Genomic DNA, 21,588 nt, shown 5'->3' with positions numbered 1-21,588 from the left:
AATTACCCTTCGTCTTTTCGTTAAGTAGTAAGGTATAATAGAGGCTTACATCAAGTTAAACATCCGGGAGCCAGTAACGAAATCATGAGAATGTTAGCGAATTATCCAAAAGAAATTAAAGTTTTCCTGTTAGCCAGTCTTATTAATGCGATTGGCAGTGCCCTCATGTGGCCGCTTGTCACTATGTTCGTCTTCGATCAGCTTGGACGCACGATGTCTGACGCTGGACTTGTCATTCTTGTACAATCCATTGGCGGCATCGCCGGACAGCTGCTCGGAGGTGCACTTTATCACCGGGTTGGTGTCAAAAAGCTCATTATTGGGGCATTGGCATTAAACGCTGCTGGGCTGCTCTTATTGCCGGCACTTAGCCAGTCATGGTCCGTGTTTATCGCCATGATGGGCTTAATTGGGCTGTTTAATTCCCTTTCCATGCCGGCCATTCAAGCTTTTATTGGCTTCCGCTTTGCCGACCAACGTGGAGAATTGTTCAATATCGTCTATATCGCCAACAATATTGGTGTTGCGGTGGGTACCGCACTTAGCGGCTTCCTTGCGGATGTCTCCTACTCACTCAGCTTTATATTAAATGGCGTGACATCAGGTGTTTTCGCGCTATTCTTCCTTGTCTACCTGCAGCGAGTTGGGACAGGCAGTAGCGACTATGAAGCGATAAAGCTGAAGAAACGTGCTTCAAGCGGGACAAGTCTATGGCTGCTTGTAAAAGATGTCCGGCTTTACTTGTTCATGGCACTCGGAGGCATGTTGATCAATTTAGGCAACAGTATCTGGAATACAGGTGTCTCACCTTTTATTATCGAGCATGGCATGTCGAAGCAAATGTTCGGCTACCTCTGGACGCTGAATGGGATTCTGATCTTCGTCGCCCAGCCGGTAACGAATATGATTAAGCGAATTGCAGCAAGCTCCATAAAAGCTCAAATGACCGCAAGTGCCGTGTTTTATATGAGCGGCTATGTTGTTATTCTCGCGATGCACAGCTTTGCCGGAATGGTGCTTGGGATGATCCTTACGACTTTGGGTGAGATGCTGATCGCTCCTGCTATGCCGGCATTCCTAAGTGAAAATAGCGGCAAAAACGCGCCATTCTATCTTGGCCTAACGGGCGGAATCGGTTCGGTAGGACGGGTGATCGGCCCTTATATGATGGGCGGATTCTATGACGGCGGAGGATTAACTCCCGTTGCTTGGCTGGCCGTCCTGACCGCAGCCATTTCCGTTATATCATTCATCATTCATACTTTAGCTAATAAGGAGAATTCAGTCCCGGTTAACTTGCAGAGTCCAGTTAGTTCTTAATAAGATCCCAAATCAGAAAAGGCTTGAACCATTTTCCTGTGGTTCAAGCCTTTTTTCTAAGCTTAGTTAGCAAATGGAGATCTTCATTACAGTATGGGAAAGAAAATGCAGACGATTCGTTTTAACATGGAATCTAACACATATGTATGAAAGGAAGAAATAAATTAGCCGTTACTGCCCTCATGGACTAAATTTCTACAACGCAGGGGGTGAAACCAATTCCTCTTATCACTCGGGCGACGTTTAACGCTACCGGGGCGATTACTTTTACCGGTAATACACTAGGCTTAAGCCGTTCGGATACACCAGGCGTACCAGGTACTCAAGATAGTATTGGTGCTTTCACAACGACAAACACCGGATCCGTCTATGGTACATATCCTGCCGGTACGACAAGTCTATACACAAGTAACAGCTCCTCAGCTATCTTGACCTTACCAGCTGGGAGCACCATCCTGTACGCGGAACTGATCTGGGGCGGCTCTTACATTAACGGAGCCGTTGATTTGAGTGCGTTTATTAATAATCCCGTTACGTTCACAACGCCGGCAGGAACGTCTAGTATTACATCAGATCCAGCAACCAGAAATCAAGTTGACCTCGGTGGCGGAGCATTTGCTTATACGCGTTCAGCCAATGTAACGACACTTATCTCACAGGGCGGAGCAGGCACCTATACGACAGGCAATGTAGTCGGCACAATCGTTATTCCCGGAGATTCAACGGCCAATCATTGCGGTTGGACTCTTGGCGTCATTTATCAGAATCCCACACTTCCCTTCCGTAACATGTCGCTCCGCGCAGGTGCTGTGCTTGTGCAAGCTTCATCGGGACCGGTATCAACCACCTTAACCGGATTTGCAACTCCAATCTCAGGTGCACTTGGAGGAAGAGCGTTATTCAGTGCACAGGAAGGTGATGCGAACCGAACCGGTGATCAGGCGTTATTTGGCCCTACAACAGGTACAGCGGTTGCCTTATCAGGCACCAATAACTTTGCAGCCAACTTTTTTGCCTCACAGATCAATAACGATGCAGGTGCATTGAATACAACAGGTACATTTGGCAATCGAAATCAGACGAACGGTGCACCAGGCTCGAATATCTCAGCTGGCAGGCAAGGCTGGGATATTACGAATGTCGATGTTTCCGCACGCCTCGTTAACAACCAGTCTTCTGCCGTTCTCATCCTGACGACATCCGGTGATGCTTATGTCGTCAATGCCAATGCGATACAAATTAATATCAACTCGCCGACCATTAATGTCGTTAAAAGCGCAAGTGTAGCAGGTGCAGTTGTTGGCGATACGATTACTTACACGGTTACGGTCAGCAACACAGGTACGGCCAATGCAGCCAGTGTTGTTCTAACGGATGCCCTTCCAGCAGGACTTACATTTGTCAGCGGAAGTGTTACGGTTGGTGGAATCCCTAGGCCTACGAACGATATTCTTTCCGGCGTTCCATTAGGACCTTTAAATCTAGGCAGCTCTGTTATCGTAACTTATCGAGCAGTCGTATCTTCGCTGCCGAGTACTTTTTTGCTGCCCAATAACGCCAAAGCAGCCTTTACGTTCCAGATGGTAGCTGGCGGCGACAATATTACTGGGGTAATCCCATCCAATACGGTATCTACGCCGGTATACTCCCCAATCATCGGGATAGCCAAAAGCTCAAATCGCACAACCGCAACAGTAGGAAGTACAGTTACCTATACCCTATTAGTCTCGAATACAGGTAATATTGCAGCGAATGTGACCCTTGCAGATAACATTCCAACGGGAAGCTCCTTTATTGCTGGTACATTCCGGGTTAACGGAACGGTCATTCCAGGTGCTAATCCGCCTGCAGGTGTTGCTATTGGATCAATTGCAGCCGGCGCGACTTCTACCATCACTTTTAATGTACAGGTCAACTCCCTGCCTTCACCGCCACAATTCGTAGACCAAGGCACGGCCACCTATACTTACACCCCACCTGACGGTCGTACGATATCCGGTTCAGCGGCATCGAATACGTATACGCTTCCTGTGTCGCTGCCGAATGTGACGGTGGCCAAAACCGTAAATGTGACCGATGTCGCGGTGGGAGAGACCATTACCTATACATCAGTCATCACCAATAATGGAGTTGAAGCTGTTACGAATGTATCGCTGACTGACGTACTGCCGGCTGGTACAACGTTTGTAGCAGGCAGCGTAACGATTGGCGGAACACCAAATGCTTCTGCTAACCCTGGAACAGGCATTGCCGTAGGAACAGTTGCTGCTAACAGCTCCGTTACCGTTACTTTACAAGCCGCGGTTACCACGATGCCAGCCAGCGCACAGCTCATCAATCAGTCCAATGTTTCTTACACCATTGGCACCTTTTCCGGTACGACAGCTTCTAACAGCACAACTACTCCAGTCTATCAACCGGTCATCCCATTAACCAAATCAGCAAGTACAACTTCAGCCACAGTCGGCGATACGATTACGTATACAATTCTCGCCCGAAATACAGGCAATAGAGCAGCAACTGTCACTTTATTGGACAATATTCCTGCAGGCTCAACCTTTGTGCCGGGCTCGGTCACGATTAATGGAGCTGCAAGCCCTGCCTCCTCTCCATTAACTGGAATCGCCATTGGAAGTTTGGCACCTGCAGGTCAAACAACCGTTACCTTCCAAACGCTGCTGAACATCCTGCCGTCTCCTGCTGTGCTCATCGACCAGGCGACCTCAACCTATACGTACACTCTGCCAAGTGGAAGAAGCCTGAGCGGCGGCAGCAGTTCGAATACCGTAACCATTACAGCCTCCTCTCCGAATGTAACGATTACGAAGACGGCTAGCGTTACGGCAGCAGCAGTGCAGGATGTACTTACCTATACGCTGCTTTTAACGAACAATGGTATTGCTCCCGTTACGAATGTGGTTCTATCGGATCCGATTCCGCAAGGCGCCAGTTTCGTTTCCGGCAGTGTGACGATTAACGGAACTGCCTCACCGCTTGCAAATCCAAACGCAGGGATTTCATTGGGTACGATTAATGCGGGAGTTACGATAACCGTTACCTTTCAGATTCGTGTCACCTCGCTCCCATCGTCCGGGTCACTGAGCAACATCGCAAGCGTAGGTTTTACTTCCGGAGCCTTCACAAGCACATCTGTCTCGAATACCGTCTCCACTCCGGTCTCAGAAGCGGTCGTATCCATTGTCAAATCAGCAAGTACATTGAATGCAACGGTTGGAGATACGTTCTCGTACAGCTTCACCTTATCGAATTCTGGAAATGCAGAGGCGACGGTTACCTTAAGTGATGTTATTCCCGACGGCAGCTCTTTTATCGAGAACAGCGTACTGATCAATGGCGTCCCTACTCCAGGTGTAAGTCCTGTAACAGGTATTCCTGTAGGAGCCATTCCTGCAGGCGGATCAGCGGTAGTCAGTTATGTCGTCAATATTGTTTCCTACCCGGCAACCAGACAACTGGTGAATCAGGCTACGACAGCGTATACCTTCACTCTCTCTAACGGAAATATCGTTAATCGCTCCGCCGTATCCAATACGGTTACGGTTCAGGTTGCATTGCCTAATGTGTCTCTTGTTAAAAGCGTGAGCCGGACAGTCGCTGTCGTTGGTGATTCGATGACCTATTCTTCCGTACTGACGAATAATGGTATTGCTACTGCAAACAACATCGTCCTTCGCGACCAACTTCAAGCAAGTACGGCCTTTGTTCCCGGAAGTGTCTTGGTTCAAGGTGTTTCCCTGCCGGGGGCTTCCCCAGATTCCGGCATATCTATCGGTAGCCTGGCACCAGGGGCCTCGGTTACCGTAACATTCGAGGTGATCATTACGATGGCAATCCCTACACAGATTACGAACCAATCGACAGCCAGCTTTACTTCCGGTACATTCTCAGCTACTACGGCATCGAATACGACAGTAACACCGGTTACGCAGCCACAAATTGCAGTTGTCAAAAGTTCGAGCTCGAGTAATGCCACTCTGGGTGATTCGATTATCTACACCCTTATTGTTTCCAACACGGGTAATCTAGCTGCTGCCGTTATCGTCACAGATACAATCCCAACAGGGGCCACCTTCACGGAAAACAGCGTAATCGTCAACGGTGTGCCTTTTCCAGGCATTTCTCCCGTTACAGGAATCGATATTGGCAGTCTAGCACCAGGCGGAACAACGACGGTTACCTTTGGGGTAGTTATTACTTCACTGCCATCCCCACAAGTTCTGAATAATACAGGAATAGCTTCGTACTCGTATACACCAGCAGATGGCCGAACAATTACCGGTTCCGTCAATTCCAATACAGTCAGCTTTCCCGTTAACGCCCCCAATGTCGCGGTAGTATTAAGTGCAAACTACACATCAGTTACCGTTGGAGATACGATCGTCTATACAGCCGTAATCACAAACAGCGGGATCGAAACCATTAATAATGTCCAGTTTACCGCCCCTTCTCCAACAGGATCTTCTTTTGTACCTGGGACCGTTACGATTAATGGAGTTCCTGCACCAGCAGCAAATCCGACGGGAGGTGTTCTGGTTGGTCCCATTGCACCTGGCGGGACTACGACAATTATCTACAGCAACAGTGTTAACACAGTACCTGATCCTGCCGTACTGAACAATACAGGTACGGTTACCTTCACGTCTGGTGCGTTCTCTGGTCTAACCAATTCGAATACCGTATCTACACCTGTGTATCAGCCGGTTATCGCAGTAGCGAAGAGCTCCAGTACCTCTAATGCTTCCGTCGGCCAAACCGTAACCTACAGCTTTATCGTTTCGAATAGCGGTAATTATCCGGCAACGATTATTTTGACCGATAATATACCTGCGGGAACATCCTTTGTACCAAACAGTGCAATTGTCGGAGGAAACCCTGTCCCAGGCGTTGATCCAGTAACTGGAATTCCGGTTGGTTCTGTTGCAGCAGGTGCATCAACGGGAATCATGTTCTCTGTCGTTATCGATACTTTGCCAAATCCTCAGCAGTTATCTGACACAGGTACTGCCAGCATTTCATATACCTTGCCAGACGGCAGGCCTTTTAACCAGACAGCCACATCCAATACGGTTACTTTCCCGGTATCTGCTCCTAATGCATCCGTTGTGAAAAGCACACCTTCAACTGCCGTATCAATTGGAGATACGATTACTTACTCGACAACTATTACGAATACAGGAATTGCATCCATTAGCAATGTCTTATTTACAGATCCTATTCCAACCGGATCCAGCTTTGTTGCAGGATCCCTTACGGTTGATGGTGTCCCAAGACCTGCTGCAAATCCAGCAACTGGCATCATTATTGATGCCATCACTCCAGGGGGATCAACAGTAATTTTATTTAATGTAATCGTGACTTCGCTGCCTTCTCCAGCCGTGCTTAACAATCAGTCTTCTGTCACTTTCACCTCCGGCGCTTTCTCAGGGGTTACTTTCTCGAATACAGTCACAACATCCGTCTATCAGCCGATCTTAAGCGCCGTAAAAACCGGAAGCACTTCAAACGCAACGGTTGGCGATACCGTAACTTACACAGTAGCTCTAACTAATACCGGCAACTATGGCGCAGATATCATACTAACCGATACTATACCGGCAGGAACCGTTTTTGTTCCAAACAGCGTTATCGTTAATAGCCAGCCCGTTCCGGGGGCTGATCCTTCAACAGGAATACCGCTCGGCAATGTAACTTCAACTTCAACGGTCTCCTTCTCTGTCATTATCCAGACTTTACCGGTTGGACAGCAGCTTACGAACCAAGCATCTGCAACGTATACCTACATCTTGCCAGATGGACGTACATTAGGCGGATCACTTACATCCAATACGCTCAATATTCAAGTCTCCGCACCAAACGTAGCAGTTGTCAAATCTGCCGGCGTTACAACAGCAGTTGTAGGCGATACCGTAACCTACTCGATTGCAGTTAACAATAGCGGTATAGCACCAATAAATAACGTTGTAGTTGTAGATGCCATCCCTGCCGGCTCCGTCTTTGTTGCCGATAGTGTCACTGTAGATGGTCTGCCTCGCCCAGGAGCTTCACCAAATGCTGGAATCTCGATTGGTACCATTGCTCCGGGGGCAACATCAACCATAACCTTTAACTTGACGATTACAAGTCTGCCAACACCTGCTCAGCTCAGCAATCAGGCAAGTGCAACCTTTACTTCCGGTGCGTTCTCCGGGTCAACCTTCTCGAATACCGTCATTTTACCAGTCTATCAGGCGATTAATGCCATCCAAAAAACAGCCAATACGGTGAATGCAACAGTTGGCGATACAATCACTTATGATCTGCATGTGACCAATACCGGCAATCTCCCGGCCGAAGTAACGATAACCGATCCGGTACCATCCGGTGGAGCATTTATTCCAAACAGCGTACAGGTAAACGGTGTTCCTCAGCCTGGTGCTGTTCCGGCAGCTGGATTCTCGATTGGCACCGTTAATCCAGGACAATTGGTCGTTGTTTCCGTATCCTATGAGGTCGTTATTCAAACCTTGCCGCCTTCTCAGCAGCTTGTGAATACGGCAACTGGAAGCTATTCTTATACCGCACCGGACGGCCGGATATTTACAGGTACTGTAACTTCGAATACATTATCCATCCCAGTCTCCTCACCGGATGTATCCGTTGTGAAGAGCACAACGGCTATTGATGCGGTGGTAGGAGATACGATTACGTATTCGATTGTGGTCACTAATCTCGGTATTGCCACCGTCAATAATGTCATCCTGGTTGACCCTGTTCCTGTCGGCACCGTCTTTGTAGACGGCAGTGTTATAGTTGATGGTACGCCAAGACCGTCAAGTAATCCTAATACCGGTATTTCAATTGGCTCTATAGCAGCAGGGGCCTCTTCAACTATTACGTTTAATGTGCTGGTGGTTACGATATGACCCCAGCTCATAACTTCAAGCTTCTGAACCAGACTCTTGTCCGGTTCAGAAGTGGTGCTTATGAAAGTGTCGCTTATTCCAATACGGTACTGACGCCTTTGGTAGGGCCAATATTAACCGCACAGAAAAGCGCAGCTCCCTCGAAGCTCATCCTTAATCAAACCGTGACCTTTACGATTGTAATAGGCAATACTGGCAATCGGTCTGCAAATGTAACTCTGGTTGACGTTCTGCCAACAGGGTTATCTTTTATCCCCAACAGCGTCCTGCTGGATGGCGCTCCCCTGCCGGGAGCGTCACCAGCCTCAGGCATTTTGATTGGGAGTGTCCCGGTTGGAAGTACCGTTCAGCTTATATTCCAAGCGATTGTCATATCGTTCCCACCTGCTAATATCTTTCAAAACGAGGCGACGCTCAACTACAGCTTTACAACGCAGGATGGGAGAGTCGTATCGGATACGGTTCAGTCGAACCGAATCACCCTTGAAGTCGTGCCTTTCCTATTGAATGTCCATGCCAGATTAAGCACGCCAGTTACGTTCCTTGGTGATGTTATTTTCTATGATCTTGTCTTACACAATGAAGGTTTATTGCCAATGGAGAATGTAGTGATTCGCCTCCCGCTGCCTGAAGGCTTCACCTTCATACCTGGCAGTGTCGTTATTGATGGTGTACTTGTTCCATGGATTGATCCGAATAATGGTATTGTTATTGGTTATCTCGCTCCTGGTGCTACGGTAACCGTTAGAGTTGGTATTCGACTCGCTCAAATGCCGCTTGATTCGGAAGTCACTTTCCAAGCTATTGTCGACTATACGGTGAATGGCACCTCATACAGTACTCTTGCCAACCTGCTTGTGCTTAGTGTCATTACCCCGACTTTGACAGTTAACCTAGCCGTCAATCATTCCCAAGATACGATTGGTTCAACGCTGACGTATACGACAACGGTCACAAATGACAGCAGTTTTGCGGTTGACGCACAATTGACGAATCTTCTCCCGCCGGGAACTGTATTTGTTCCAAACAGTATAGTGATTGGAGGCGTGCCAAGACAAGGTACATCGCTTGGTCCTGGTATCTCGCTTGGTACCTTGTTAGCTGGCTCAAGTACCGTCGTCAGTTACCAGGTTGTCGTACAGAAGCTGCAAGCAGTAATTGAGTATGGGCAAATAATTAATCAGGTACAGGTGGATTATACGTATCGGCTGTCAGATGGTAGAGTTGTCAAACAAAATGCCTTGTCAAATTCCGTTGTAACCGTAATACTGGCACCAAAAATCAAGGTCACGGCAACTGCTCAGCCTATGTATTATGAAGTTGAAGAATCCGTGGCCTTTACCATACTTGTTCAGAACACTGGGAATCTCTCTGCAGAGGTCACGTTGTTCCGTACGGGAAATCCGCAAGGCTTTTACTTGCTGGATCCGCAGGTTGATGATATTCGAGTACTTGGTTTTACGCTCGAGGAAGGAGTGTATCTTGGTTTGCTCTCCCCAGGAGCAACGGTTAGAGTGACCTATTGGATCTATGTATCGGACTCGGAGGAGATTCAGGATGAAACCTTAACCCAGGTGATTTCGCGCTACATTGCACGGTATCACTATTATTATGAAGATACTCTCTATTCCGATGAAAGCTTGTCTAATGAACTTGTTTTACCGCTTGACCAGAACATCGAATAATTGGCAATAAAAAAAGCAGAGGCGGGCCGCCTCTGCTTTTTGCATGTTCCTAATCAACTGTAGGATCGAGATTACATTCTTCAAGCTTTAATACTTTGGTTTTATATTTCCATTTGTATCCCAGCCAGATGACCAGGAAGAACGGAATACCGATATACGAAGCAAGCATGAACACCCAATCAACCTTACCATCTGAGAAAGCGCTGAGACTCTGGCCAATGATGACAATCATACACATGATGCCTGCAAGAATTGGACCAATCGGAAACCATAACGAGCGGTATGGCAGGTCATCTACTTTATTCCCTTGAGCAACATAAGCTTTGCGGAAACGGTAATGGCTCACCGCAATACCAAGCCAAGCGATAAAACCGGACATGCCGGATGCATTCAGCAGCCAGATGTATACTTGACCGTCACCGAAGAAGGAAGCCAGGAAAGCGAGCATACCAATTGCTGCAGTAGCAAGCAAGGCATAGACCGGGATCCCCCGTTTGTTAAGCTTAGCAAAGAGTTTCGGAGCCTTGCCCTCTTTCGCCAATACCCATAGCATACGAGTGGATGCGTACATCCCTGAGTTGCCGGCAGACAATACTGAGCTTAAGATAACCGCATTCATAACGGATGCAGCTACACTCAGGCCAGCCTTTTCAAAAATAATCGTAAACGGACTTGCCGCTACACTTCCTTCAGCAAGTGTATCTGTTGTGAATGGAATAAGCATACCTACTACGAAGATGGCCAAGATGTAGAACAACAGAATTCTCCAGAATACGCTGCGAATCGCGCGAGGAACATTTTCCCGAGGATTCTCGGATTCCCCTGCTGCAACACCAACGAGCTCCGTTCCTTGGAACGAGAAGCCTGCCGCCATACAAATACCAAGTACTGCAAGCCAACCGCCTGAGATCGGAGCATCGCCAGCAGTAAAGTTACTGAAGCCTACCGCATCACCTTTCCAGATCCCAACGATCATGAGCAGACCGATAGCAATAAAGACTATGACCGTAATAATCTTGATCATAGCAAACCAATATTCCGATTCCCCGTATCCTTTTACAGAAAGCAAGTTAAGTCCTACCATCAAGGCAAGGAATAAGGCACTCCATATAAATGACGGACTGTCTGGCAGCCAGAACTTAATAATTAATGTTGCCGCAGACAGCTCAGCTGCAATCGTAATCGCCCAGTTATACCAATAGTTCCACCCTAGTGCGAAACCAAAGGATGGATCTACGAATCTTGTTGCATAAGTACTAAATGTTCCGGATACCGGCATATAAGTTGCCATTTCCCCGAGGCTGGTAACTAAGAAATAAACCATGATACCAATAATAAAATAACCTAGCAGGGCACCGCCTGGACCAGCATCATGAATGGCTCCGCCGCTTGCCAGGAATAGTCCTGTTCCAATCGATCCGCCGAGGGAAATCATCGCCATATGTCTCGACTTTAGGCCTCTGCGTAATTTGTTCTCTTCCACGAACTGAACTCTCCCCTTATCTCTTTTCCCATTAGTGTCCCAATAAATAGCTGCATTAAAACGCAAAAAAGCCGTCTTTCTCAAGTATTGAAGAAAGACCGCCTTATCTTCCCCACTTTCCATGTATCAAGATAGCACAACATACCGCTGTTGATTACAGCCATATGACAGTTCCGCCCCTATTCGGGTACGGCCCCAGCCCATCACAGTCAGTAAACTGGACAGCTTCGGCGGTGTTGCCTTTCCATCGGAATCTATGGTCTCTACTGGACCTCCTCCGATGTAGTCATCAACATCGCGACCTCTACCTCATCTTGGTGATGAGGATTTACTATTTAATTTGATTTTATTATAATAATTATCTTCTTGTAATAAATCAATGGATATTCCAACCAGTTGTCAAAAATCTTTCCGCCTGATTGCATATAACCCTGCGACGAAGAAAATCAAAAAGTAAACCGCGGTATAATATAAAAAAGCGTTTGAGGGAGGATTCACGATAGAAAAGTAGCCTAATGTATCTCTAGAAGAAAACTCATCTCCTAATTCCTTTACCATAAACATTTCAGATAACATCCGCTGCTGAAGCGCATCGGTTGGAATAAGCAAGCGAATAAGACCGGACACGATCTCCATCGTATGAGACGTTTTGTCCGCTTCATCGGAAGCGAACATCCCTGCCTCAATTACCCGGTCGAGCATGGTCCCCAGCCAGCCCATACCAAAGAGCATTACCATGGCTACCCCATTACCAAGCGGCGCAAGCCAGCAAGAGGCGAGCATCGTCAGGGTAACCAGCAGCAGAACAGGACTGATGAACAAGAGAATCGCTTGACCCATCTTGGTCCAATCCGGGTGAACACCTGTCGCTTGATACACAATAGCGATGATGGACACAAATAGAATGAGCGCATAAGTCAGACAAAAGGTAACAAAGCCAAACCATCGTCCCATATACCAGCGGGTACGCGGAATTGGCCTAGCGAATACCGATTGCAGCACTCCGTGCTCCGCTTCCCCGCTAACGGCGGCAACCGAACTAAAGATGGCCAGGAACCCCGTTGCAAAGGATCCGAAGAAAAATCCGACCCACAGCAAAATAGCGCTTCCTCTGAAGCGATCGACTAAACTATAAAAGCTGGATAAAGCGTAATCTGTATCTCCAGCACCTCTGCCTGCGCTGCTTGCGATGAAATAAAATGCGATCCAAAATAGGACGGTAAGCAGCAATGTGATCAGGGTGACTTTTTTGCGTATTAATTCTTTCCAGGTTAACATCCAAACGGCAATCATCGGTTTTCCCCCCTATGCTCCAAACCCGATACTGCCTGCAAAAACCACTCATCCAGGCTTGATTTCACTTTCTGTGTTTCATATAAAGTTATACCTTGTTCAATGAGCAGACGGTTGAAATAACCAACTTGCTCATCCTCTTCAAGCTCGACCTCCAGCCAATGCTCTCCCCATGCTGGCGTTTCTCCTTCTTGCCAAGGCAGGAGATGAACCGGGGCAATAAGGATTTCCCGAAGATAATCCAGCATATCCGGTGTCATTCCGCCAACCCGGAAGTGCCATCGTGCTGAGGACGCCCGAAGCACATCTGATACTCGTCCATCCGCCAATATTCGACCGTTATTTAACAAGGCAACATGATCACATAATTGCTCGACATCCTCGAGTAGATGCGAGTTCAGAAAGATCGTTTTGCCCTCCTTACGCAAACGTTGCAGCAGCTCTCGCACTTCATGACGACCAACAGGGTCCAGTGCTGAAGCTGGCTCATCCAAAAATACAATGTCAGGATCTGATAACAGGGCACAGGCAAGACCAAGCCGCTGCTGCATCCCTTTGGAATAACCCTTAATACGGTCTCGTCCCCGATGCCCGATACCAACCTCATCCAGAAGATGATCGATCCGGCTTTTGACTGATGTTCCCTTCATGCCGCATAACTTCGCGTGAAACTGCAATGCTTCTTCCCCACTTAACCATCCGGGATATCGGAATAATTCCGGCAAGTAGCCGATCCGGCGCCTTGCTTCCACTGAGCCTGCAGGTTGGCCGAACAATAACGCCTTCCCGTCCGTTGGCGTTGTCAACCCTACGAGCATCTTGACGATGGTGCTTTTGCCAGCCCCATTAGGGCCAAGGAAGCCAAAGGCTTCCCCGGCAGGAATACGGAGCGTGACATCATGACAGCCACGTCCGTTCCCGTAGTTTTTCGTTAAGCTGAACGTTTCAATCGCATAACTCATCCGATTATCAATTCCTTCACGATCTTTTCCGCATCTTCGCGGGATTTGATATCATATAGGCTAACACGTTTAACAAGACCTTCTTCAAGCCAAGTGGCACTCCAGCCGCCGCCATTGCTGACACTGTTCTCGAGGTAGACATCCGTGCCTTTTAATACCGTCTTCGTCACTTTTCCATCCGCAATAAGCGGGAAAGGTATCTCCCCTTCGGAGATCCGTGTGCTTTGCATCAGAACGGATTTCAAGTTCTGCGGCAAGATGGGAAAACGGATCAAAGCTTCATATGCATCTTCTGCATCGATGGACGGGTCCATATCCAGAACCGGTGCAGGAGTGATGGAAAGCCCGATAAAATGATCATTGTCATCCTTGTCTACAATGTGGTAATCAGCATTCACGCCTTGATCCATTCGCAGCGTGATCGGTTTCCCATCAACAGAAGCAGGCAGTAATTTTTCTGCTCCTAGCTTCTTCATAACACCATTGATTGCATCGACATCCAATCGGAATGTAATGGCTTGACCTTGTTGAGCATTAATTTGAAGCTCAGTTTGCTCGCCAATCGGTGTGTACAGCTTTTCCGGAACCTGGATGCCGTAATCCTCAAGGGCTTGATCAGCCGTTAATTCAGGGTAGCCCTTCCCAATTACCGAGCGTTCGAATTTGCCGTATTTATTCGTAGACTCCACCGACACATCCGTTCCGAAGAAGCCTTCTAATGCCGTCCTGAAATCGTCCTCCTGAACAACCGCGACCTGATTCATCTTGAACTTGCTCAGAATAGCAGCCAGAGCATTATTCGTTGTTGGTGTAGCGATAACTGCGCAGATTAGTACAGCAGCTGCAGCAATCCCTGTTTTCATGCCATGTTTCTTTAGCCAGCTTCTGTAAGCCGCCGGTGCAGGCTTTGCTTGATGGTGTTCAGTGCTTGCTGCATTCAGATGCTTTCTCAAGGCATCGTGTTCTTCTACGAGATTCTCCTGGGCAGCGCGAGCGGACTTTGGCTCCGACTCCTCAGCCGTTATTCCTTCCCTGCTCCATGCTTCCCAGACAGGAGATGCTTCCTGTTGTTGAAGCTTACTTGTAAGCTTCTCCCATGCCGCGTTTGTTTGCTCATCAGTCGGCAAACCTGTATGCTTCCGGTCCAAAGAGTCCATTTTATCTATCGGATGATTTGTCATGTCATTCTTATCCTCCTTCATCTTACTACCATTGATTCTCGTTTTTAATTGCTTGTTTTCTTAACCGTTCGCTAGCCCGCTTCAGCAGCATACCTACTTGAGGCTGCTGAACTTCCAGCTCCTGCGCAATTTCGGAATAGCTGTAGCCAGAATATCTGAGCAGCAGCATCTCTCTGTCTCTATCCGGCAGCGAGTTCAGCCAGCCTTGCAATTGTTCCTCTTCACCTTGCTTAATCACGGCATATTCACCGGATTGGTGTGACTGCGGCTCCGTCAGCATATGTCTCTCCTGCCGCTGTACCAGCGAGCGCTCCCGGGCCTTTTGATCCAAGTAATCATATGCGCTTCTCGTAAGCACCCGATGCAGCCATGCTCCAACAGCATCAGGCTTTTCGGGAGGGTTCTTATATAGCTTCAGGAATACCTCCTGAGCCAAATCTTCAGCGGCCGCCTTGTCTCGCAGCAACGCTATTAGTTTTCGAAGTACGGACGGATAATGCTTATGAAAGATATCTTTAAACAAATCCGGCGCCGGATCTTGATTGATCATTGTCCATTGCCTCCTTATTATTCATTGCCTCTACGCTTGCCCCGGGCTTAACGTTGACATTTATAAGACGGTTAACAACTCTATTTTGTAACACCTTAATCACAGATATGAATAGATTTAAATAAAATTCACGATAAAAAAAAAAAACCACCTTAGTAAAAAGGCGGTTTAATGAAAGAAGATTGATAAGACTTTTGTTTATTTACTTTCCTTCATTACCTGCTGCGTAATGCTTGTCATGGTTGCTTCGTCTAAGTTACTGTAATCCATGGTAATTGAACCTTTATCACCGTTGAATAGGAAAAAGGTATGCTCACCAATTTTTACTTTCTGAACTTTTTCACCATCTATTTCAACGATATCGCTCCTGTCTAAATTAGATTGAATTGTACTATAAGTTAGTTCAATCTTTGTATCACCTTGATAAGGTCCATATAAAATTTCTCTTTCATCATTCATTTTCTGTTCATTTGTTAGCTTATTTAACTTCCCTTTATTGTCCGTGTAAGTAATGAATACTTCTTGTTTATTTCCAAGGGCATTTCCTTGTTTATCTTTTGGCGGAAATACATGATGTACATAACTTACTTCATATCCGTCCAGCCTCGGGATTTCAAAAGTAAGATTGAATTTGTCGATTTTCTTCTGAGCTTCCTCTAATTCGTTGTTGGAATTATTACTTTGACATCCAGTGACTAACAATAATGCTACTAAGAAAAGCATGAGTCCAAGTCTTTTAATAAAAATCACCTCTCACCAAATGGTCTATCTCAATACTGAAAATTACTTAATCATTTAGACGGAAACTACAAAGTAATGTTTCGCAGCTTAACTTTATTTAAATGAAAATGGCAACCGATCATATGACCGGCTGCCATTTATTGGTCAATCTGTCTTAACTCTCGCTCACTGAAAAGTCATCGAAGTACATCTCGCCTGCCAAACCATTCACGTAGAGCTGAACTCTTACTTTAGCAGCGTTTGCAGGCGCGGTTTTTGTTCCGTGAACGTTTTCGAATCCACTTGTAGTCGAGTCATAATCCTTAAGCCACTCTTCAGATAGCTGTCCACCTGCCGAATCATAGAAGATGAGCTTAACCTGCAGCTTACCGTCACTCCCCTGCTTGGTTAATTGAATGAATCCATCGAGTGTATATGATTTCCCAGGGGTTACAAGCGCGTCCTGATAGACGGAGAACCAGTCCGGATTCGAAGGATTTACTTTCATTGATGCGATTCCCGATCGTTTTGTCTGGTCCGTCCATTGGCACAACCATTCTTTTTCGCATGTCCAAATGGCTGTTTTCCAAGAATCGTTATGATCGTCGAATCCTGGGTTAAGCAGCAGATTGGCCGAAGGCTCTTCCGGCGTCACGACGCCATCCCCGTAACCTCTGATTGAGAAGTCATCCAGGTTAATGACAGCGTTTAACCCTTCAATGTAAATATAAGCTCTCACTTTTGCCGTGTTAGCTGGAGCTACCAACGATCCATAAATATTGTCGTATCCACTCGTCGTGCCATTGTAGACTTTAATCGTTTTATCATCCAGGATGCTGTCTACCGCGTTCAAAAACTGCATTCTGACTTTAATGGTAGAACCATTATTGATCGAAACATTCGCGAAGCTGTCCATCATGTACGTATTGCCTGCTACGGCTGGCGCAGCTGTGGATACGACGCCAAACCAAGCGCCAGTATCTCCGTTGATACGCAGCGAAGCTTCTCCGGACATTTTCTCCGCCAAATCACTCGCGCAATATTGTGATTGTTCGCAAGTCCAGCCTCCAGGCATGCCGCTTTCGATCGTCTCAAATCCTGGATTGAGCAGCAAGTTGTCGGTCATTGACGGACTCTTGGTCGTCGCTGTGACCGCAACACTTGCAGCAGATACATTTAAAGACTTATCTTTAGCTTTTACCGTGTACGTATAGCCAGTACCTGGACGTAAGTCCCCATCTTGGAAAGTAGTATCTGAGGTCGTCATCCCGATCAGAATCGTGTCCCGATAAATAAGGTAGCCGGTTACACCTGTGTTATCGGAGGATGCTGACCATTCTAATGCAATGGTATTAATTCCGGTATCGGTTACCGCAAGATTGAGCGGTGTCGATGGTTGCAACGAATCCACAGCTATCGTAGTTGCCATTAGCTTCGTACTTCTGGATGATTCATTACCAGCCTCATCATGTGCCTGAATCACATATTGATAAGTGGTTCCCGGATGAAGCGCAACGTCCCGATAAGAGTTCGTTAACCCGCTGACAGCTCCTATTTTCTCTCCGTTCCGATATACATCGTATCCGGTGACGGCCACGTTATCTGAAGAAGCATTCCAAGTCAATTTTATCGTATGTTCAGTTGTCACTGTGCTCTCAAGCTGGGAAGGAGCCGAAGGAGCCTGTTTATCCTTGTCAGATTTACCCGTTAATACGACTTTGAATGCAATATCCCGGGAAAACGCCGGAATTGCAAGGTTTAAGCCTTGATTACCAGCCGTCATTGTTACCGTTGCTGCTGCTAGAGTAGTTCCCGTATAAGTATTATAAAAAGATACCTGATATTTGCCCGCCTGCAGCCCGGTTAGGTTAAGATGCATCTCCGATACCGTTCTTCCGCTAACCGCATCATACGGGTACTGAGTATCGTTGATCCAGCCAATCGCTCTTGTTTGGTCTTGATATACACCAGCTTTTGTCCCGTTATTTTGGGTGCCATAATCCTTAAAGCTCATGTTCACCAGATGCTGTTCTTCCGGCTGGAGGAAACGTGCCAAATTCGCATATTGCTCCTTATAGGCCTCTGGCATATTAAATCCGTTCTCGAAAATCCACCAGACGTTTGATCCGGCTGCTCCCGACCGGAATATTGGCGCCCAAACGCCGTCATGAACATAGTTCATCAAGTTGGCGTCCGTGCTTACGTCGTTGCCCGTTTTGCCGGCTTCGCCAATAAATACTGGACGGTCTCCGAACGTTTTTAACGCGTTTAGATTCGCCTCCCATACGCCTGTAATGTCGGAGTCTGCAGCATACAAATGCATATTAACCGCATCCAAGCTTTCGAGCCCATCCCAAGAATCTTGGGTCGCGTGCTGCTCAACATGATCTTTCCATGCGAAGCTTGTTGTCGACGGATGCTTGTAGAAATCCCAGCTTTTCCAATACTCATCAAGTGCAGCATGCCAGCCGTCACGGATCTCCGCTGTAGTGTCTACCCGGTTATCGGATTCATTCCAGTACTCGAGCATGCCTAGCGATGTGCTGTAGCCCCAGCGTGCGAACACATAACGAAGCAATTTCTTCTGATAGTCGATTGCTTCAGGATTATACCAAAAGTCCGTTTGATTCTCTTTCCATTGAGAGGTTCCGCCGTTATCGCGATTGTATGCGTGGTAAGCCCAATCGTACCAGAAATCCCCAAAGCTGTTTAAGGTCAACATGACATACAGATCGTTATCCTTAGCTGTCTCGATTAACGTATCCATGCGCTCCATATTGTCCAAATTGTACTTGCCGATTCCATCGTACGTCATCGTAATCCCATTCTGAGTCGTCGAGACAGGGCCATACTCAGGCGAATAGTTCCCCCACCACGTGGAAAGCCATACCCGAATGAGATTCATCCCGGCAGCTTTGTATCCAGGCATGGCAGCTAGCGTCTCCGGCGGATTTCCCCAAGCGTAGTTCGTTCCCAGCAGCGTAATTTGCTCCCCGTAGCTATCGACGAACCGATCGCCAGATACATTCATGAATCTACGGCCGGAATCCGGCTTTTTCGCATTAAACTTCATATTCCCCGATCTGGAAATCCCATTTTTATCTTTCACTACGATGATTAACTCGTGCTTGCCCTGTTGGCGTGGAGAATAACGGACCGTCCAACTTGGGGATGTGGGCGAGGAGTAAAAGGCAGGAACGATTTCTTCGATACCCGAAGGTGTCGTAATTTCAGCAACAACATCCACTTCTTCCGGGTCAAAAGGATTCGAGTACGTCGTCCCCAGATTAAAGGTTGCTTCAAGCTTCGAGTACTGCGGCGGTTTATCCGTATTTAATTTCACATTCGTAATCGCAGTTGAAGTGGTGTTCGCGGAAGCGCTTGCATAACCAGTGTTTACAAACCCACCTCCAAGCATCGTTACAAGTAAACAACCTGCCAATAAGCATAACAAACTGTGTTTCATGCGTATCATTACCTTCAATTCCCCCTCATATTATTCACGAATACGAGACGGTTTGACCTTGTCTCCCCTTCATTGTGTGCCGAATGACAAGCTCCCACAACCAGAGGGAATAGACATTTTCACCCCACGATTACCATTTCTCACACTATTCCATAATTATATCAACAACTTGTTTCGCAAACGCAGCATAGGATTCAATCCGATCCTGACTTTGATCGATAGCCCACCTGAGGTTGTCGAGCGCTTTCAATAACAGCAAACTATTCATATCAACAGTGTCTTCTTCCCTTATACCGTACCCGTCTAAAAATGCTTTGAAATCCTCTTTATTCGGATTACCATCTTGGATTTGTCCCTGCATCACCGAAATGATATCTCCATGCGGTACCGTTCTTACTTCTGCATTGCCCCAATCCAATAAGATGACTTGTCCGGTACGATTGACCATCGCATTCTTCAGTGAGAGATCTCCATGGATTAAACCAAAGCGGAACGTTTTTTCCTTCAAATTCTCAAACCGTTTTCTAACTCTCTGCGATTGCACAGTAGTGATAACACCAAGCCCAATCAACCGATCATTCTCCGTCAAACTATTGATATTATACTGCACATACCCTAGCCAACTGCCGTCCGATCCCGCATGAGAAGGTGAACGAAACTCTCCTTGGACGGGATCGATTAGATTTTCCCCAAAACCCTTAACAGGGATTGAATGAATAAGCTTGGTATACTTGCCGAGCTGTCTCCAAATATCGGACTTGAGAACGGTACTGTCTAACCCATTGTCTCCTTCAACAAAAGCTTGAATCATATAGGCAGTTTCATCAGCTATACCAATAGTCAATACCTCAGGTCCAGGGATGCCAATTGCAGCAGCTTGTTCCATACACCATTTTTCTTTCACATAGCTTGGATATGTATCTGTATGATTCATACGAACAACGACTTTACTGCTCTCTGTTTCGACTACACAGACCTGGTTGACGAAGCCTTTTCCTATGATCTGGTATGCACTCTTTACCTGTTCCTGAAGAAAATTGCCTGCAATTCGTTCTGCTTGTGAAATTACAGCGTCTTCCATCATTTCTTTCATCCCCTCAAAGCTACTTTAACTTGCTATTGATGCTATGCAGCAATTTAATAATTTCAGCAATTCCTCTAAAGAAAGCACCTATCAAGATAAAGATACCTACCGTACTGAAATGTGTACCATCAATTCGTGGGACGAATGGAATAATAACTCCAACAATAACGATTGCCCATGCAAGAAAAACTAAAAAAGAAGCTATCTTGCTACTGTTACTATTTGTGTAATCAAAATTCATAATTTTTCATTTCATCTCTGTCCACTATTAACCCTCGCTTATTATTTTAGGCATGGATATATAGACGACACGATAAGGCAAAAGTTTCTCACTAGGCACATTCATTCTTTTATTTAGTGACAGACTAAGTTTATAACAACAAGGGATAACGGGAGGCGTGGTAAGTGTTGAAAAGAATCTTGATCATAATTGCACTTTTGTCGCTCTTACATTCAGAGGCTGTTCTTGCTGCACATGACCTTCTAAATCACACAGAAATTAAAAGTATAGTTGTTGACTATGAACGACGTATTGGCAATCACGTCCTTCTTCCTAACTGGATGCCACCCCAGTATGATCAGGCCAGCATCCGTTTTACAGGCAACGACGATCTCGCAATTACATTCGCAGAAGGGCAAAAGCATGACGGAACAATTACTTTGCAACTGCGTGATGAAGCAGTAATAAATGATATTCACTTAACTAAAATCAGGCTGGGGAATGGAAAAACCGCCTTTTTCAAAGAAGAACGTTTGGAAGGCCCCTTCGACTATGTACCCACCGATGGGGATTATGTAAGACTATATTTTTACGATGATGATCTTTTGTACTCGCTTAGTATGGGGTCCAGAGCTATAAGCACATCAAAGATGAAAAAGATTATTATTAAAATCGCAGCTTCAATGGCTTGAAAATCGAGT

At 46.5% G+C, this 21,588-nt stretch carries 12 protein-coding genes and 1 riboswitch; of the genes, 4 read left to right on the top strand and 8 right to left on the bottom strand.

Translation table 11 applies throughout. From position 1 onward, the window contains the following. The first annotated feature begins 84 nt into the window (after positions 1-84). The 3 genes from FHS17_RS03910 to FHS17_RS03900 all read left to right on the top strand — a co-directional run bounded on the left by FHS17_RS03910 (position 85) and on the right by FHS17_RS03900 (position 9,928). Entirely contained in the window at positions 85-1,320 is a 1,236-nt protein-coding gene (locus tag FHS17_RS03910; RefSeq protein WP_167274864.1) for an MFS transporter, read from the top strand. A 209-nt stretch (positions 1,321-1,529) separates the two neighbouring features. Next, positions 1,530-8,243 carry a DUF7507 domain-containing protein gene (locus FHS17_RS03905; protein ID WP_167274861.1) on the top strand — a complete coding sequence of 2,238 codons (6,714 nt, stop codon included), beginning with the start codon at positions 1,530-1,532 and terminating at the stop codon, positions 8,241-8,243. Beyond that, on the top strand, positions 8,240-9,928 hold the full coding sequence (locus tag FHS17_RS03900) for a DUF11 domain-containing protein (RefSeq protein ID WP_167274856.1): 1,689 nt from the start codon (positions 8,240-8,242) through the stop codon (positions 9,926-9,928). Before FHS17_RS03905 ends, FHS17_RS03900 begins: the two co-directional genes overlap by 4 nt. A 49-nt stretch (positions 9,929-9,977) precedes the next feature. On the opposite strand, the gene FHS17_RS03895 is transcribed toward FHS17_RS03900, so the two are convergent. The 8 genes from FHS17_RS03895 to FHS17_RS03860 form a co-directional block, all read right to left on the bottom strand. After that, positions 9,978-11,369 carry an amino acid permease gene (locus FHS17_RS03895; RefSeq protein WP_208420241.1) on the bottom strand — a complete coding sequence of 464 codons (1,392 nt, stop codon included), beginning with the start codon at positions 11,367-11,369 and terminating at the stop codon, positions 9,978-9,980. A 166-nt stretch (positions 11,370-11,535) separates the two neighbouring features. Continuing rightward, positions 11,536-11,726: riboswitch (Lysine riboswitch) on the bottom strand. A gap of 84 nt (positions 11,727-11,810) precedes the next feature. After that, complete coding sequence (locus FHS17_RS03890) at positions 11,811-12,704, bottom strand: ABC transporter permease subunit (protein ID WP_167274847.1); 894 nt, start codon at positions 12,702-12,704, stop codon at positions 11,811-11,813. Then, positions 12,701-13,666, bottom strand: a complete 966-nt coding sequence (locus tag FHS17_RS03885; protein ID WP_167274843.1) for an ABC transporter ATP-binding protein — start codon at positions 13,664-13,666, stop codon at positions 12,701-12,703. The genes FHS17_RS03890 and FHS17_RS03885 overlap by 4 nt, the downstream gene beginning before the upstream one ends. Next, positions 13,663-14,847 carry a DUF4179 domain-containing protein gene (locus tag FHS17_RS03880; protein WP_167274839.1) on the bottom strand — a complete coding sequence of 395 codons (1,185 nt, stop codon included), beginning with the start codon at positions 14,845-14,847 and terminating at the stop codon, positions 13,663-13,665. The genes FHS17_RS03885 and FHS17_RS03880 overlap by 4 nt, the downstream gene beginning before the upstream one ends. Before the next feature lie 25 nt (positions 14,848-14,872). Further along, a complete protein-coding gene (locus tag FHS17_RS03875) occupies positions 14,873-15,397 on the bottom strand; it encodes a sigma-70 family RNA polymerase sigma factor (protein ID WP_167274832.1) in 525 nt (174 codons plus the stop codon). A 198-nt stretch (positions 15,398-15,595) separates the two neighbouring features. Continuing rightward, positions 15,596-16,120 carry a hypothetical protein gene (locus FHS17_RS03870; protein WP_167274827.1) on the bottom strand — a complete coding sequence of 175 codons (525 nt, stop codon included), beginning with the start codon at positions 16,118-16,120 and terminating at the stop codon, positions 15,596-15,598. A 172-nt stretch (positions 16,121-16,292) separates the two neighbouring features. Next, a complete protein-coding gene (locus FHS17_RS03865; protein ID WP_167274822.1) occupies positions 16,293-19,592 on the bottom strand; it encodes a fibronectin type III domain-containing protein in 3,300 nt (1,099 codons plus the stop codon). Between the two features lie 136 nt (positions 19,593-19,728). Beyond that, positions 19,729-20,667: a phosphotransferase family protein gene (locus tag FHS17_RS03860; RefSeq protein WP_243865157.1), complete on the bottom strand. Its 939-nt coding sequence runs from the start codon at positions 20,665-20,667 to the stop codon at positions 19,729-19,731. A 405-nt stretch (positions 20,668-21,072) separates the two neighbouring features. On the opposite strand from FHS17_RS03860, the gene FHS17_RS03855 reads away from it, so the two are divergent. Then, a complete protein-coding gene (locus FHS17_RS03855) occupies positions 21,073-21,579 on the top strand; it encodes a hypothetical protein (RefSeq protein ID WP_167274819.1) in 507 nt (168 codons plus the stop codon). Positions 21,580-21,588: the final 9 nt, after the last annotated feature.

This window comes from Paenibacillus lupini (assembly GCF_011761355.1).
Classification (GTDB): Bacteria; Bacillota; Bacilli; order Paenibacillales; family Paenibacillaceae; genus Pristimantibacillus; species Pristimantibacillus lupini.
The sequence above is the reverse complement of the archived record's forward strand: the minus strand, read 5'-3'. Positions and strand labels throughout refer to the sequence as shown.

Excerpts from the sequence above, each read along its gene's own strand:
- FHS17_RS03890 (WP_167274847.1), bottom strand. The coding sequence starts at position 12,704 with ATGATTGCCGTTTGGATGTTAACCTGGAAAGAATTAATACGCAAAAAA.
- FHS17_RS03880 (WP_167274839.1), bottom strand. The coding sequence starts at position 14,847 with ATGACAAATCATCCGATAGATAAAATGGACTCTTTGGACCGGAAGCAT.
- FHS17_RS03860 (WP_243865157.1), bottom strand. The coding sequence starts at position 20,667 with ATGATGGAAGACGCTGTAATTTCACAAGCAGAACGAATTGCAGGCAAT.
- FHS17_RS03910 (WP_167274864.1), top strand. The coding sequence starts at position 85 with ATGAGAATGTTAGCGAATTATCCAAAAGAAATTAAAGTTTTCCTGTTA.
- FHS17_RS03870 (WP_167274827.1), bottom strand. The coding sequence starts at position 16,120 with ATGCTTTTCTTAGTAGCATTATTGTTAGTCACTGGATGTCAAAGTAAT.
- FHS17_RS03875 (WP_167274832.1), bottom strand. The coding sequence starts at position 15,397 with ATGATCAATCAAGATCCGGCGCCGGATTTGTTTAAAGATATCTTTCAT.
- FHS17_RS03885 (WP_167274843.1), bottom strand. The coding sequence starts at position 13,666 with ATGAGTTATGCGATTGAAACGTTCAGCTTAACGAAAAACTACGGGAAC.
- FHS17_RS03895 (WP_208420241.1), bottom strand. The coding sequence starts at position 11,369 with ATGGCGATGATTTCCCTCGGCGGATCGATTGGAACAGGACTATTCCTG.
- FHS17_RS03865 (WP_167274822.1), bottom strand. The coding sequence starts at position 19,592 with ATGATACGCATGAAACACAGTTTGTTATGCTTATTGGCAGGTTGTTTA.
- FHS17_RS03900 (WP_167274856.1), top strand. The coding sequence starts at position 8,240 with ATGACCCCAGCTCATAACTTCAAGCTTCTGAACCAGACTCTTGTCCGG.